10 protein-coding genes are annotated in these 16,469 nt (G+C 50.9%); 4 read left to right on the forward strand and 6 right to left on the reverse strand.

Annotated elements, in window-relative coordinates:
- Positions 1–8: 8 nt before the first annotated feature.
- Complete coding sequence (gene pepE, locus ACK8NJ_RS22200; protein WP_000421763.1) at positions 9–698, forward strand: dipeptidase PepE; 690 nt, start codon at positions 9–11, stop codon at positions 696–698.
- An 89-nt stretch (positions 699–787) separates the two neighbouring features.
- On the opposite strand, the gene ACK8NJ_RS22205 is transcribed toward pepE, so the two are convergent.
- Both ACK8NJ_RS22205 and metH read right to left on the reverse strand, forming a co-directional pair.
- A complete protein-coding gene (locus ACK8NJ_RS22205; RefSeq protein ID WP_000956830.1) occupies positions 788–2,419 on the reverse strand; it encodes a Na/Pi cotransporter family protein in 1,632 nt (543 codons plus the stop codon).
- Positions 2,420–2,638: 219 nt separating this feature from the next.
- Positions 2,639–6,322 carry a methionine synthase gene (gene metH, locus ACK8NJ_RS22210; protein ID WP_411961985.1) on the reverse strand — a complete coding sequence of 1,228 codons (3,684 nt, stop codon included), beginning with the start codon at positions 6,320–6,322 and terminating at the stop codon, positions 2,639–2,641.
- Between the two features lie 199 nt (positions 6,323–6,521).
- Here metH and iclR point away from each other — a divergent pair, with 199 nt between their 5' ends.
- Positions 6,522–7,346 (forward strand): glyoxylate bypass operon transcriptional repressor IclR, encoded by an 825-nt coding sequence (gene iclR / locus ACK8NJ_RS22215; protein WP_000226403.1) that lies wholly within the window; start codon positions 6,522–6,524, stop codon positions 7,344–7,346.
- A 317-nt stretch (positions 7,347–7,663) separates the two neighbouring features.
- The gene (espL4, locus tag ACK8NJ_RS22220) at positions 7,664–9,850 is read left to right on the forward strand and encodes a type III secretion system effector EspL4 (RefSeq protein WP_411961986.1); all 2,187 of its coding nucleotides are present in this window, start codon (positions 7,664–7,666) and stop codon (positions 9,848–9,850) included.
- Here espL4 and aceK read toward each other — a convergent pair.
- The 4 genes from aceK to metA form a co-directional block, all read right to left on the reverse strand.
- Complete coding sequence (gene aceK, locus ACK8NJ_RS22225) at positions 9,819–11,555, reverse strand: bifunctional isocitrate dehydrogenase kinase/phosphatase (protein WP_411961987.1); 1,737 nt, start codon at positions 11,553–11,555, stop codon at positions 9,819–9,821. The genes espL4 and aceK overlap by 32 nt on opposite strands.
- A 48-nt stretch (positions 11,556–11,603) precedes the next feature.
- On the reverse strand, positions 11,604–12,908 hold the full coding sequence (gene aceA / locus ACK8NJ_RS22230; RefSeq protein ID WP_000857856.1) for an isocitrate lyase: 1,305 nt from the start codon (positions 12,906–12,908) through the stop codon (positions 11,604–11,606).
- Positions 12,909–12,937: 29 nt separating this feature from the next.
- A complete protein-coding gene (gene aceB / locus ACK8NJ_RS22235; protein WP_000138866.1) occupies positions 12,938–14,539 on the reverse strand; it encodes a malate synthase A in 1,602 nt (533 codons plus the stop codon).
- A 268-nt stretch (positions 14,540–14,807) separates the two neighbouring features.
- On the reverse strand, positions 14,808–15,737 hold the full coding sequence (gene metA / locus ACK8NJ_RS22240) for a homoserine O-acetyltransferase MetA (protein WP_001122782.1): 930 nt from the start codon (positions 15,735–15,737) through the stop codon (positions 14,808–14,810).
- Between the two features lie 156 nt (positions 15,738–15,893).
- On the opposite strand from metA, the gene ACK8NJ_RS22245 reads away from it, so the two are divergent.
- Entirely contained in the window at positions 15,894–16,337 is a 444-nt protein-coding gene (locus ACK8NJ_RS22245) for an acetyltransferase (protein ID WP_000236993.1), read from the forward strand.
- Positions 16,338–16,469: the final 132 nt, after the last annotated feature.

Below are 16,469 nucleotides of genomic sequence, written 5' to 3' on the forward strand. Positions count from 1 at the left end.
GAGAAGTAATGGAACTGCTTTTATTGAGTAACTCGACGCTGCCGGGTAAAGCCTGGCTGGAACATGCGCTGCCGCTAATTGCTGAACAGTTGCAGGGTCGCCGCTCAGCGGTGTTTATCCCTTTCGCTGGCGTAACGCAGACCTGGGATGATTACACAGCGAAAACGGCTGCGGTTCTCGCTCCGCTGGGTGTTTCTGTCACCGGTATTCATAGCGTTGTCGATCCCGTTGCCGCGATTGAAAATGCTGAGATCGTGATTGTCGGCGGCGGTAATACTTTCCAGTTGCTGAAACAGTGCCGCGAGCGCGGGCTGCTGGCACCAATTACTGACGTGGTTAAACGTGGCGCGCTGTATATTGGCTGGAGCGCAGGCGCTAACCTTGCTTGCCCAACCATTCGTACCACCAACGATATGCCGATTGTCGATCCGCAAGGTTTCGATGCGCTGAATCTGTTCCCGTTGCAAATCAACCCGCACTTCACCAACGCGCTGCCGGAAGGCCATAAAGGTGAAACGCGTGAGCAGCGTATTCGCGAACTGCTGGTCGTCGCGCCAGAACTCACAATTATTGGTCTACCGGAAGGTAACTGGATCACGGTGAGTAAAGGTCACGCTACGCTGGGTGGCCCGAACACCACTTATGTGTTTAAGGCTGGTGAAGAAGCGGTTCCGCTGGAAGCGGGTCACCGTTTTTAAGTGAATTGCCGGATGCATGATCCGGCATCTTGTACATAGTGCCTGATGCGACGCTTTACGCGTCTTATCAGGCCTTCAGGGGCGCAGTATTAATACTCGTCCCGTCCTTCATCTTCATCAGGCTGTTCCAGCACACTGTAAGCGACTGAACAAAACAGCGAGTTCAGACGTTGCATATCTCCCAATAAGCCTAAATGTAGCGAACTGGTTTCAATACTCTGCACGTTTTGCTGATGCAGGCGATCGACGTGGGCGTGGGAATAGCGGCGATTAAGAATGCGAAAACGATGTTTGCTGCGGCGCAAACGACGGGCGCTGGTAACATCGCCAGAGAAGAAAACCGACATTGCCAGTTTTAAATTACTGAGCAATTGCTCATAGAGCGCATCCAGTTCCTTCAAGCCATCAAGCGAAAATGCTCGCCTTGCAGCCAGCGATTTGTCGGCAATTTCACTACCCATGCGCTCGACGATATCGGAGGCCTGTTCAAGGTTTAGCGACATTTCGATGATCTCCGCCCAGCGGCGCGACTCTTCTTCTGCCAGTTCCTCTTTTGGCATTCGCGCCAGATAAAGTTTAATCGCGGTATAGAGCACGTTGATATCATCCGCCAGCTTGCGCAGCTCTTTCTCCTGCCGTGGCTCGCCGTGCATCACTTTATTCAACCCTTCCATCATCTGTTCCATGGCGTCGCCAATGCGCAGGGTTTCGCGCGCGGCGTTCGCCAGAGCAAGCGTGGGCGTATCCAGCGCGCTGACATCCAGATGTTTAGGCCGTAGCTGGGTATCCAGTTCCGGTTCATCGCGAATAATCGTTTTGCAAAACCGTGCCATCGGGTCAACAAATGGCAGCATGACCAGGCAACGTACAAGGTTGTAGAAGACGTGGAAATAGATCACCAGTTCCGCTTTTGGCAATGACAACTTCCCCATTGTCTCTGCCAGCAAATGGACAAACGGCAGGATAATCAGGCTACCCACCAGCTTAAACAGCAGACTACCCAGCGCGACACGGCGGGCTGCGGCATTGGCGGCACTGTTGTTGAGCATCGCCAGCAGGCCGGAACCGAGGTTAGCACCAATCACCAGACAGAGCGCCACGGGGAAGGAGATAATGCCTGCAGCGGTCAGAGTCGCGGTCAGCAGTACAGCAGCAAGGCTGGAGTAGCTGATAATGGCGAACATCGCGCCAATCAGCGCATCCAGCAGAATATCGCCGGTCAGCGAGGCAAAGATCACCTGAACGCCGTTTGCCTGGGTGATCGGCGTTACGGCCTGCACAATCAACTCCAGCGCCAGCAAAATCAGCCCAAGACCAATACCGACGCGGCCCAGTTGCCCGGCGCGTGACTGTTTGCGTCCGAGGAAAAAAATCACGCCGATAAAAATAAGTAATGGTGACAGCCAGGATAAATCGAAGGTGAGAATACGCGCCATTAGCGCCGTCCCGACATCTGCACCCAGCACAATCACCAGAGCCGGTGCGAGGGCTACCAGATCCTGAGCGACGAACGAGGTCACCAGCATGGTGGTGGCATTACTGCTCTGTACCAGTGCGGTAACGCCGATCCCCGCGCAAAAGGCGAGCGGCTTTTTTTCGACGCTCCGGCTAAGGACAGTACGCAAACGCGCGCCGAAGACGCGCATTACGCCGGTTCGAACAATATGCGTCCCCCAGACCAGCAGGGCGACGGCAGAAAGCAGGTGAAGCAGCGTTAACACGAGTTCAGGTTCTCCTTATCGTTATATGTTCCTGAAGCAATTGAATGACCAAAGGACCGGAAACACGCTGACTGGCATCTTTACTGTGCCTTTTGACCTTCGTTTTTCCGGCTAAGATTATTCCAGCCTGATTCCAGTATAAGTGTTTCATATTAATAAAGAGACAGGGCACTCATTGAGCGCCCTGTTTGTTGTAAGGAAAAGTGACAGATTTGTGAATCAGTCCGCGTCATACCCCAGATTCGGTGCCAGCCAGCGCTCAACATCTGAGACGCTCATACCTTTACGGCGGGCATAGTCTTCAACCTGATCGCGCTGGATTTGCGCCACCGCGTAATACTTGCTGTCCGGGTGGCTGAAGTACCAACCCGAAACCGATGCACCAGGCCACATGGCGAAAGATTCTGTGAGTTTCATGCCAGTGTGTTTTTCCACTTCCAGCAGCTCCCAGATGGTGGCTTTTTCCGTATGTTCCGGGCAGGCCGGATAGCCCGGTGCCGGACGGATGCCCTGGTAGTTTTCGCGGATCAGTTCTTCGTTGCTGAGGTTCTCGTTCGGCGCATAGCCCCAGTAGACTTTACGCACACGCTCATGGAGATACTCCGCAAAGGCTTCGGCTAAACGGTCGGCAAGCGCTTTCACCATGATTTTGTTGTAATCATCGTGCTGCGCTTCAAAGGCATCAGCCAGTGCGTCCTCTTCCAGCCCGCCAGTCACGGCAAATGCGCCGATGTAATCTGCTTTACCAGAAAGCTTCGGCGCAACGAAGTCAGCGAGACAGTAGTTAGCGAAGCCGGTTTTTTCGGTCTGTTGACGCAGATGGTGGCTGACGTTGATCACATGGGTACGCGTTTCGTCACGGTAGATTTCAATGTCATCGCCCACACGGTTTGCCGGGAACAGGCCCACCACGCCACGCGGATTCAGCGTTTTTTCGGCGCTTAATTTATCCAGCATGTCGTTGGCGTCTTTAAACAGCCGCTGCGCCTCAACGCCTACCACTTCATCTTCCAGAATGCGCGGATACTTCCCGGCCAGCGACCAGGTCATAAAGAACGGTGTCCAGTCGATGTAATTACGCAGCGTTTCGATGCTGGCTTCGACTTCCTGCACGCCGAGACGGTGCGCCACCGGCGGCGTATAAGCCTGCCAGTCAAAAGCGAAGTCGTTATCACGCGCCGCTTCCAGCGTGACCGGTGGTGTGCGCGGTTTCTTGCGCCCGTGCTGAATACGTACGGTTTCGTACTCCTTGCGGGTACGAGCGACAAAATCATCACGCTGAGTGTCGGAAAGCAGCGCAGCCACCACACCAACGGTGCGTGAAGCGTTCTGCACATACACCGTCGGGCCGCTGTAGTTCTGCTCGATTTTCACCGCCGTGTGCGCTTTAGAAGTGGTCGCGCCGCCAATCAATAGCGGAATGGTGAAGCCCTGACGCTCCATCTCTTTCGCCACGTTAACCATCTCGTCCAGCGACGGCGTGATCAATCCTGAAAGGCCAATCAAATCAGCATTCACTTCTTTGGCGGTACGGAGAATTTTTTCCGCAGGCACCATAACGCCGAGATCGACAATTTCGTAGTTGTTACATTGCAGCACCACACCAACGATATTTTTACCGATGTCGTGGACGTCGCCCTTCACGGTGGCGATCACCATCTTGCCGTTGGTTTTGCCCTGCTCTTTGCTGGCTTCAATAAACGGTTCGAGGTAGGCCACCGCCTGCTTCATCACACGCGCCGATTTGACCACCTGTGGCAGGAACATTTTCCCTTCGCCAAACAGATCGCCGACCACGTTCATGCCGTCCATCAACGGGCCTTCAATCACTTCAATCGGGCGCGTAGCCTGCTGGCGGGCTTCTTCGGTATCCTGCTCGATAAACTCGGTAATGCCTTTGACCAGCGAGTATTCCAGACGTTTATTCACTTCCCACGAGCGCCACTCCGCCTGCTGGGCGTTGGTGGTGTCGTCGGTTTTGCTGCCGCGATATTTCTCGGCAAGCTCCAGTAAACGCTCAGTGCCATCGTCGCGACGGTTAAGAATCACATCTTCCACCGCGTCGCGCAGTTCAGCGGGTAGGTCGTCGTAAATTGCCAGTTGCCCGGCGTTGACGATCCCCATATCCATGCCATTGCGAATAGCGTAGTAGAGGAACACCGCGTGAATGGCTTCGCGCACCGGATCGTTGCCACGGAATGAGAAAGAAACGTTAGATACGCCGCCGGAGATCAGCGCGTGCGGCAGCTCACGTTTGATGTCTTCACACGCGCCAATAAAGTCCTGCGCATAGTTGTTGTGCTCTTCAATGCCGGTGGCGACCGCGAAGATGTTCGGGTCGAAGATGATATCTTCCGCCGGGAAGCCGACTTCCTCGGTGAGGATTTTGTACGCCCGACGGCAAATCTCGATTTTCCGTGCGCGGGTATCGGCCTGCCCCTGTTCGTCAAAGGCCATTACCACCACTGCCGCACCGTAACGACGCAACAATTTCGCGTGATGGATAAAAGCGTCGACGCCTTCTTTCATCGAAATAGAGTTAACAATGCCTTTGCCCTGGATACACTTCAGACCTTTTTCAATGACATCCCATTTTGAGGAGTCGATCATAATCGGCACGCGAGCGATATCCGGTTCACCGGCAATCAGATTGAGAAAACGCACCATCGCCGCTTCGGCGTCGAGCATCCCTTCATCCATATTGATATCGATAATCTGCGCGCCGTTTTCCACCTGCTGGCGGGCCACATCCAGTGCCTCGCTGTATTTCTCTTCTTTGATCAGGCGCTTGAACTTAGCGGAACCGGTGACGTTGGTGCGTTCACCCACGTTCACAAACAGGCTATCTTCGCCAATGTTCAGCGGCTCCAGGCCGGACAAACGGCAGGCTACGGGGATTTCCGGCAGTTTGCGCGGCGCTAATCCTTCTACTGCACGACTCATCGCGGCAATATGCTGTGGCGTGGTGCCACAGCAGCCGCCGACGATATTGAGAAAGCCCGCTTGCGCCCATTCACGTATCTGTTTTGCCATCGTGTCGGCGTCGAGATCGTACTCACCAAAGGCGTTGGGTAGCCCGGCGTTCGGGTGCGCTGTGACGTAGCATTCCGCAATCCGTGATAATTCCTGCACGTACTGGCGCAGTTCGTCTGGCCCCAGCGCACAGTTAAGGCCGAAAGTCAGCGCTTCGGCGTGGCGCAGAGAGTTATAAAATGCTTCGGTGGTCTGCCCGGAGAGCGTGCGCCCGGAGGCGTCGGTGATGGTGCCGGAGATCATAATCGGCAGCTCAACGCCCAGCGCTTCAAACTCCGTTTTCACCGCAAAGACCGCCGCTTTGGCGTTAAGGGTGTCGAAAACGGTTTCAATCAGGATCAGATCCGCACCACCTTCCACCAGCGCTTTGGTGGATTCGCGATAGGCCGCCACCAGCTGGTCAAAAGTGATGTTGCGGAATGCCGGATCGTTGACGTCCGGAGAAATAGACGCCGTGCGGTTGGTCGGGCCGAGAACACCGGCAACGTAGCGCGGTTTCTCCGGCGTGCGCGCGGTCCACTCATCAGCACAGGCGCGCGCCAGTTTCGCCGCCGCAAAGTTGATTTCCGCTGACAGGGATTCCATCTGGTAATCCGCCATCGCAATGGTCGTGGAGTTGAAGGTGTTGGTTTCGATGATATCCGCGCCCGCTTCAAAGTAGGCGTTGTGGATAGCGGCGATCACTTCCGGTTTACTGAGTACCAGCAGGTCGTTGTTGCCTTTGAGGTCGCATGGCCAGTCGGCAAAGCGTTCACCACGAAAATCGGCTTCGTTCAGTCGATAGCTCTGGATCATGGTGCCCATACCGCCGTCCAGCACCAGAATACGTTCATTTAACTGCGCACGCAGTTGTTCCACTTTGCTGCTCACACTTGCTCCCGACACGCTCAACCCAGATTTAATAAAAATTCAACAAACCATACTGGCATAAACGCATCTGTGGTAAAAGCGACCACCACGCAACATGAGATTTGTTCAACATTAACTCATCGGATCAGTTCAGCAACTATTGCATTAGCTAACAATAAAAATGAAAATGATTTCCACGATACAGAAAAAGGAGACTGTCATGGTCGCACCCATTCCCGCGAAACGCGGCAGAAAACCCGCCGTTGCCACCGCACCAGCGACTGGACAGGTTCAGTCTTTAACGCGTGGCCTGAAATTACTGGAGTGGATTGCCGAATCCAATGGCAGTGTGGCACTCACGGAGCTGGCGCAACAAGCCGGGTTACCCAATTCCACGACCCACCGCCTGCTAACCACGATGCAACAGCAGGGTTTCGTGCGTCAGGTTGGCGAACTGGGACACTGGGCAATCGGCGCACATGCCTTTATGGTCGGCAGCAGCTTTCTCCAGAGCCGTAATTTGTTAGCAATTGTTCACCCTATCCTGCGCAATCTAATGGAAGAGTCTGGCGAAACGGTTAATATGGCGGTGCTTGATCAAAGCGATCATGAAGCGATTATTATCGACCAGGTACAGTGTACCCACCTGATGCGAATGTCCGCGCCTATCGGCGGTAAATTACCGATGCATGCTTCCGGTGCGGGTAAAGCCTTTTTAGCCCAATTAAGTGAAGAGCAGGTGACGAAGCTGCTGCACCGCAAAGGGTTACATGCCTATACCCACGCAACGCTGGTGTCTCCTGTGCATTTAAAAGAAGATCTCGCCCAAACGCGCAAACGGGGTTATTCATTTGATGATGAAGAACATGCCCTGGGACTGCGTTGTCTCGCGGCATGTATTTTCGATGAGCACCGCGAACCGTTTGCCGCAATTTCAATTTCCGGACCGATTTCACGTATTACCGATGACCGCGTGACCGAGTTTGGCGCAATGGTGATTAAAGCGGCGAAGGAAGTGACGCTGGCGTACGGTGGAATGCGCTGACTTTTTTCTGGCGGGCAGAGGCAATATTCTGCCCGTCATACCTGAGTGGTAATAGAATAAGGGTGTCTGTTAATCGCATAGACGCCAAAATAACTTAATGTCATACACTTCACACACTTTTATTAACTCAGCATTATTTTTAAACATCAAACCACTTAATTATTAACAAAATCGCAAGTTCTCATTCCACCGAAACTTTTACGGCTGCATTATGAGATTGAGCGATTTATGATATTTCTTTACTTGTAATCATATTAAATTTTTTCACTGTTCTGATAGTTAAAATTCAAGACATCAATAAACAATGAGATATTTAAATGATTACTCGTATTCCTCGTAGTTCTTTCTCTGCAAATATTAATAATACAGCCCAGACAAATGAACACCAAACCCTGAGTGAATTGTTTTATAAAGAACTCGAGGATAAATTTTCTGGCAAGGAGCTGGCGACGCCTCTATTAAAAAGCTTCTCAGAGAACTGTAGACAAAATGGTCGTCATATCTTTAGTAACAAGGATTTTGTCATTAAGTTTTCCACGTCCGTCTTACAGACTGATAAAAAAGAAATTACGATAATTAATAAAAATGAAAACACGACACTCACTCAAACCATTGCTCCAATATTTGAAGAATACCTGATGGAAATTTTACCTCAACGCACAGACGCTCTTGATAAACAAAAATTAAATCTAAAATCAGATAGAAAAGAAAAAGAATTTCCAAGAATTAAACTTAATGGTCAATGTTATTTTCCGGGGCGCCCCCAAAACCGTATAGTATGCCGACACATTGCTGCACAATATATTAATGATATTTATCAGAATGTTGACTACAAACCCCATAAAGATGATTACTCTTCAGCTGAAAAATTTCTCACTCACTTCAACAAAAAATGCAAAAACCAGACTTTGGCGTTGATTTCCAGCCGTCCTGAGGGGCGTTGCGTTGCTGCCTGCGGTGATTTCGGGCTAGTTATGAAAGCATATTTTGACAAGATGGCATCAAATGGCATCAGTGTTATGGCAGCCATATTATTGGTGGATAACCATGCTTTGACGGTCCGGCTAAGAATAAAGAACACAACTGAAGGATGTACCCATTACGTGGTTTCGGTTTATGATCCAAATGTAACTAACGATAAAATAAGAATCATGAGCGAAAGTAAAGAGGATATTAAACACTATTCACTGATGGACTTTATGAATGTAGATTATAGCCTCCTGAAATGGTCAAATGATCATGTTATTAACCAATCTGTTGCAATAATTCCAGCACTTCCGAAAGAACAGCTATTGATGCTAAAAGGATCTGTGGATGAAATACCCCCTCCATTATCACCTGCAACGATGAATTTGCTAATGGCAATTGGTCAGAATCATCAACTTACGCAACTGATGACTCAACTCCAGAAAATGCCAGAACTACATAGAACAGAAATGTTGACTGCCTATAATAGTATTAACCTCCCCGGTTTATATTTGGCTATAAATTATGGTAATGCGGATATCGTTGAGACTATTTTCAATTCATTGTCAGAGCCAGGATATGAAGGGTTACTCTCGAAAAAAAATCTCATTAATATTGTGGAGGCAAAAGATAAAAATGGTTTTTCTGGATTATTTTTAGCGATATCACGTAAGGATAAAAATGTTGTAACCTCGATTCTGAACGCCTTACCTAAACTGGCCGCAACACATCATTTAGATAACGAACAAGTGTATAAATTCCTGAGTGCCAAAAATAGAACGTCCAGCCATGTTTTATACCATGTTATGGCGAATGGTGATGCCGACATGCTGAAAATTGTTTTGGACGCGTTACCTTTGTTAATTCGCACATGTCATTTGACTAAAGAACAGGTACTCGATCTCCTGAAGGCAAAGGATTTTTATGGTTGCCCAGGACTATACCTGGCGATGCAAAATGGACATAGCGATATCGTGAAAGTTATTCTCGAAGCATTACCCTGTCTGGCCCAGGAAATTAACATTTCAGCTTCCGATATTGTAGATCTTCTGACCGCTAAAAGTCTTGCGCGCGACACGGGTTTGTTTATGGCCATGCAGCGCGGACATATGAACGTTATTAAGACTATTTTTAACGCATTACCCACTCTGTTTAATACGTTTAAATTCGATAAAAAAAATATGAAGCCCCTCCTCCTGGCAAATAATTCTAATGAATATCCCGGTTTGTTTTCAGCGATACAGCATAAACAACAAAACGTTGTAGAGACGGTTTATCTTGCTTTATCTGACCATGCACGCCTGTTTGAATTTACTGCTGAAGATATTATGGATTTTTGGCAACACAAAGCGCCACAAAAATACTCTGCCTTTGAGTTGGCTTTTGAATTGGATCACCGGGTTATTGCTGAATTAATCCTTAATACGATAAATAAGATGGCTGAAAGCTTTGGCTTTAAGGATAACCCTCGATACATTACGGAGAAAAATAAGATGGAAACCTTACTCAAAAAAGCATCTCCCCATACCGTACGCTAAATCTTTGCCTGCGCCGATACGCATAAACATCTTCCACATGTCCTTCACGAATACGGTTTTGTAGTGCGCGCCAGTAATCAGCGCGGAACAGGTCGGCGTGCATCTCTTCAAACAGTGGCCCAATGCGGGGGTCGGCGCATAGCCAGTGGCGAAACTCTTCCGGGAAAACATCGCCCGGCGAGACGCTGTACCACGGTTCGCTGGCAAGTTCGTCCTCCGGGTAGCGCGGCGGTGGGATGTCGCGGAAGTTCACTTCCGTCATGTAGCAAATTTCGTCGTAATCATAAAACACCACACGCCCGTGACGGGTGACACCAAAGTTTTTAAACAGCATGTCGCCAGGGAAAATGTTAGCGGCGGCAAGCTGGCGAATAGCGTTACCGTACTCTTCAATGGCGTCGCGCAGCTGCTGACCTTCCACTTGTTCCAGCCAGATATTGAGCGGCACCATCCGCCGCTCAATATAAAGATGGCGAATCACAATATGTTCACCGAGATCGGTGATTTTCTCCTCTGCTTCCTGGAGCAGTAATTCCATTAATGCCGGGGAAATATGCCTCTTCTCCAGCACAAAGTTTTCAAACTCCTGGGTGTCCGCCATTCGGCCCACGCGATCGTGCTCTTTCACCAGTTGATAGCAGGCGCGAACGTGAGCGGCAGACATCTCTTTCTGCGGCGCGAACTTGTCTTTGATGACTTTGAATACCCGATCAAAGCCCGGCAGCGTAAACACCAGCATCACCATGCCACGAATACCCGGCGCTTCAATGAACTGCTCATTACAGCCCTGTAGATAAACGAGATATTCGCGGTAGCTTTCGGTTTTGGCGTGCTTCTGGCAGCCGATAGCCATATACAATTCAGCGGTGGTTTTACCTGGCAGAATTTCCCGTAGCCACTCGACCAGTGCTGCGGGCAGCGGCGCGTAAACCATAAAATAAGAACGCGCAAAGCCAAAAACAATGCTCGCTTCGGCGGTCGTCGTCAGGCAGGTATCAATAAATAACTCGCCGTCGTCCGTCTGGTGGATCGGCAGCAAAAATGGCAATGTGCCGGAAGGCGTGATCAGTTTGCCTACCAGCCAGGCGGCTTTATTGCGGTAAAACAGTTCGTTCGCCACCTGTAAATGACTTTCCGCGAGGTTGTCTGTCCCCAGCGTTTCCGTCAGATGGCGAACGATGTAATGAATGTCACGGCTTTTATTCTGCCAACGCAGACGCAGCGGCAGATCGCTGATAACGCGCATCAGCAGAGATTCCCAGCCGTGATCGGGGTGAAAGTCTTTCGCCAGCGGGCGGGGAATGGTACGAAAACGGCGCTCTGGCTGGGAGCTAAAGATAAAAAGCCGCTCGGGAGTAAGCGAGCGGTGGTCAAATAACCGACAGTACACGGAGTTAAAAAAGCTCTCCGCAATCTCGAAGCGCGGGTAATCCGGCAACAGCCGGGTGTAATGCTCTTTGACGCGCAGTAAAAATGCCGCGTCCGTGCTTTGGCCGTTGGTAATGCAGCGCAGTTGCTCCACCACCAGACCCACGTGATGATCGTAAAGATGGATACGGTTTTTCATCGCCTGCTGGACAGCGTGCCAGTCGGCTTGTTCGAAACGCTGCTGCGCCCCGGAAGTCACTTCGAGGAATCGACCATACTGAGCGTCGAAACCTTGCAAAATGGTTTGTGCAATCAGTAATTCCAGGCCACGCGGCATCGCCTCTCCTTAATTCGCCCCTCGCCTTACGGAAAGGGGCGTTGGTTGTTAGAACTGCGATTCTTCGGTGGAGCCGGTCAGCGCGGTGACTGAAGACGTGCCGCCCTGAATAATGGTCGTCACTTTATCGAAATAACCTGTACCCACTTCCTGCTGGTGAGATACGAAGGTATAGCCATCTTTCGCAGCGGCAAATTCCGGCTGCTGCACTTTCTCAACGTAATGCTTCATGCCTTCGCCCTGGGCATAGGCATTTGCCAGGTCGAACATGTTAAACCACATGCTGTGGATGCCTGCCAGGGTGATGAACTGGAACTTGTAGCCCATATCCGACAGCTGCTGCTGGAAGCTGGCAATAGTTTTGTCGTCGAGGTTTTTCTGCCAGTTGAACGACGGCGAGCAGTTATAAGCCAGCAGTTTGCCCGGATATTTCGCGTGGATAGCTTGTGCAAAGCGACGCGCCAGTTCCAGGTCTGGCGTGGAGGTTTCACACCATACCAGGTCAGCATATGGCGCATACGCCAGGCCACGGCTGATCGCTTGTTCAATACCTGCATGAGTACGGAAGAAGCCTTCGCTGGTACGCTCGCCGGTAATAAATTCGCTGTCATATGGGTCGCAATCGGAGGTAATCAGATCCGCCGCATCGGCATCGGTACGAGCAACCAGCAGGGTTGGAACGCCCGTCACGTCAGCTGCCAGACGCGCCGCGACCAGTTTCTGAATAGCTTCCTGAGTTGGCACTAAAACTTTGCCGCCCATGTGACCGCATTTCTTCACTGATGCCAGCTGATCTTCGAAGTGAACTGCCGCTGCACCGGCTTCAATCATCGCTTTCATCAGTTCAAAGGCATTCAGGACACCGCCAAAACCGGCTTCCGCATCGGCAACGATCGGCAGGAAGTAATCGACATAGCGCGGATCGCCCGGCTCAATGCCCGCGGACCATTGGATCTGATCCGCACGGCGGAAAGTATTGTTGATCCGCTCCACCACAGCTGGCACCGAGTTTGCCGGATAGAGCGACTGATCCGGATACATGCTGGCCGCCAGGTTAGCGTCCGCCGCTACCTGCCATCCCGACAGATAGACTGCTTCAATACCCGCTTTCGCCTGTTGCAGCGCCTGACCGCCAGTCAGTGCGCCGAGGCTGTTGATGTAGCCTTTTTTCGACTCGCCGTGCAGCAGACGCCACATTTTCGCCGCGCCCAGTTGCGCCAGGGTGCATTCAGGATTGACTGAACCGCGTAATTTCACCACATCTTCCGCGCTGTACGGGCGAGTAATGCCTTCCCAACGCGGTTGAGTCCACTCTTTCTGTAATTCTTCAATTTGTTGTGTACGGGTTTTCATGTGCAGATGCTCCATAGTTATGTGGTGGTTTACGCTAACAGGCGGTAGCCTGGCAGGGTCAGGAAATCTATTAACTCATCGGAAGTGGTGATCTGTTCCATCAAGCGTGCGGCATCGTCAAAACGCCCCTGGGAGAAACGTTCTTCGCCCAGTTCGCTGGCAATGACTTTCATCTCTTCGCCCAGCATCTGGCGGAACAAGGCTTTGGACACCGGTTTGCCATTGCTCAACGTTTTTTGATGATGGATCCACTGCCAGATCGAGGTACGGGAAATTTCAGCCGTCGCCGCATCTTCCATCAGGCCATAAATCGGCACGCAGCCGTTGCCGGAGATCCATGCTTCGATGTACTGCACAGCCACGCGAATGTTGGCGCGCATACCTTCTTCGGTGCGTTCACCATCACAAGGTGCCAGCAGCTGATCGGCAGTAATCGGCGCGTCTTGTTCGCGCATCACTTCAAGCTGATTTTTACGGGAGCCGAGAATGTCGTTGAATACCGCCATTGCCGTATCCGCAAGGCCTGGGTGAGCGATCCATGTGCCATCGTGACCGTTATTGGCTTCCAGCGCTTTATCCGCTTTTACTTTGTTGAGCACCTGGTTATTACGCTCTTCATCTTTGCTCGGAATAAACGCTGCCATGCCGCCCATAGCAAAAGCACCGCGTTTATGGCAGGTTTTAATCAGCAGGCGTGAGTAGGCATTAAGGAACGGTTTATCCATCGTCACTGCCTGTCTGTCTGGCAGGACGCGATCGGGATAGTTTTTCAACGTTTTGATATAGCTGAAGATGTAATCCCAACGACCGCAGTTCAGACCAACAATATGGTCACGCAGCGCGTGAAGGATTTCATCCATCTGGAACACGGCGGGCAGCGTTTCAATCAGCAACGTCGCCTTGATGGTGCCGCGCGGCAGATTAAAGCGATCTTCTGCATAGCTGAAGACTTCGCTCCACCAGGCCGCTTCCTGCCAGGACTGGGTTTTCGGCAGATAGAAATAGGGACCGCTGCCCTTTGCCAACAGTGCCTGATAGTTGTGGAAGAAATAGAGCGCAAAATCAAACAGGCTACCGGGGATTGCCTCACCACGCCAGGTGACATGTTTTTCCGGCAAGTGCAGACCGCGTACCCGACAAATCAACACCGCTGGATTGGGCTTGAGCTGATAAATTTTGCCTGCTTCATTGGTATAGCTGATGGTGCCGTTAACTGCATCACGCAGGTTAATTTGCCCGTCGATCACTTTGTTCCAGTCTGGTGCCAGTGAATCTTCGAAATCGGCCATAAAGACTTTCACATTGGCGTTGAGCGCGTTGATCACCATCTTGCGCTCAACCGGGCCGGTAATCTCTACCCGACGATCTTGTAAGTCCGCGGGAATACCACGAATTTTCCAGTCAGCATCACGAATGGAAGCTGTTTCCGAAATAAAATCAGGCAACGTTCCGTTATCGATATCCTGCTGCTGCTGAATGCGCGCTGCCAGAAGTTTATTGCGTTGTGGCGTAAAATGCGTCACCAGCTCAGTCAGAAATTCTACCGCTTCGGCAGTAAGAATTTGCTTCTCCTGCTCGCCATACGGCCTTATGAAAGCCAGTTCATCGGTTGTTGTTGCCTGTTCAGTCATCGTGCAGCTCCTCGTCATGGATCCGAAAACTTCCCCACTGTGAACGAAGGATCGTTGTGCGCTTTTCGTTCAGCACAACTAAGACTACTCATTTAAAATGCAAAATCAAAAACAATTTCCATTTTAATTAAAAATACTTGATAACTTATTGATAACAATATGAATAAAATTTATTCACCTACTGAGGTGCGTTTCGGAAATAAAAAAGGCACCCGAAGGTGCCTGAGGTAAGGTGCTGAATCGCTTAACGATCGACTATCACAGAAGATTAATCCAGCGTTGGATTCATGTGCCGTAGATCGTATGGCGTGATCTGGTAGACGTAATAGTTGAGCCAGTTGGTAAACAGCAAATTACCGTGACTACGCCAGCTCGCTCGCGGTGTATTTTGCGGATCATTATGCGGAAAATAGTTATACGGTACATCCGGGTCCAGTCCGGCTTCCACATCGCGGAAAAATTCCTGCGCCAGCGTTTGCGCATCATATTCGGGATGGCCCGTCACAAAGGCAATGCGCTTATCTTTGCTGGCAAACAGATATGCATCCCCTTCTTCCGTCTCTGCCAGAATTTCCAGATCGGTATAATCACGAATCAACGCTGCCGGAAAGTCAGCATAGCGCGAATGTGGTGCCAGGAATGAATCATCAAAGCCACGCGTCAGAAGCGCATGAGGATGGAGAATATGATGCTCGTAAACGCCAGAGAGTTTGTCGGTGCGGGTTTGCTTAGGAATGCCGTAGAGGATATTGAGCGCGGCTTGGACCGCCCAACAGACAAACAGCGTCGAGGTGACGTGATCTTTCGACCACTCCAGCACCTGTTTGATCTGCGGCCAGTAAGCGACATCATTAAACTCCACCAGGCCCAGCGGCGCGCCGGTAACTATCAGACCGTCAAAGTTTTGTTCCTGAATATCTTCAAAGTTACAGTAGAAGTTATTCAGATGCTCTGCGGGCGTGTTGCGCGATTCACGGGAATCGATGCGCAACAGCTGAATATCGACCTGCAAAGGTGAGTTTGAAAGCAGGCGCAGAAACTGATTTTCAGTTTCAATCTTCTTCGGCATCAGGTTTAGGATCAGAACCTTAAGTGGACGAATTTCCTGACCAGACGCACGAGAAGTTGTCATCACAAAGACGTTTTCTTCACGCAAGAAATTGACGGCGGGTAGCTCGTCCGGCACACGAATCGGCATAACCTGATTACCTCACTACATACGCTTATACGTTTAGACATCCAGATAGCTGAAGATAACCAGAAAATTTGCCAATGTCGAGTCTGCATGTTGAAGGTGAGAAAGTTTCAAGGAAAAGGCTACGTTAGAATATAAGAATGACGAAAAGGAGAGAAAATGGTTATTAGTATTCGCCGCTCACGGCATGAGGAAGGGGAGGAACTGGTTGCGATTTGGTGCCGTTCTGTCGATGCCACTCACGATTTTTTATCAGCAGAGTATCGGGCCGAGCTGGAAGAGCTGGTGCGTTCCTTCCTGCCGGAAGCGCCGTTGTGGGTCGCGGTTAATGAGCGGGATCGGCCGGTTGGGTTTATGTTGTCAAGTGGGCAGCATATGGATGCGCTGTTTATCGATCCTGATGTGCGCGGCTGCGGCGTGGGTCGGATGCTGGTGAAGCATGCGCTCTCGATGGCACCGGAACTGACAACCAACGTTAATGAGCAAAATGAGCAGGCGGTTGGGTTCTATAAGAAGGTGGGTTTTAAGGTTACGGGACGCTCTGAGGTGGACGATTTGGGGAAACCGTATCCGTTGCTGAATCTGGCGTATGTGGGGGAATAAGCTGCCCCTGCCGTGCCTGCCCAGGCTGGAGAAGACGCGCCAGCGTCGCACCCGGCATTTTTTTTGCACCAACGCAAAAAGGCCATCCTGACGGATGGCCTTTCGCTTAATTTGATGCCTGGCAGTTTATGG

This window comes from Escherichia sp. F1, from assembly GCF_046764225.1.
GTDB classification, from domain to species: Bacteria; Pseudomonadota; Gammaproteobacteria; order Enterobacterales; family Enterobacteriaceae; genus Escherichia; species Escherichia coli.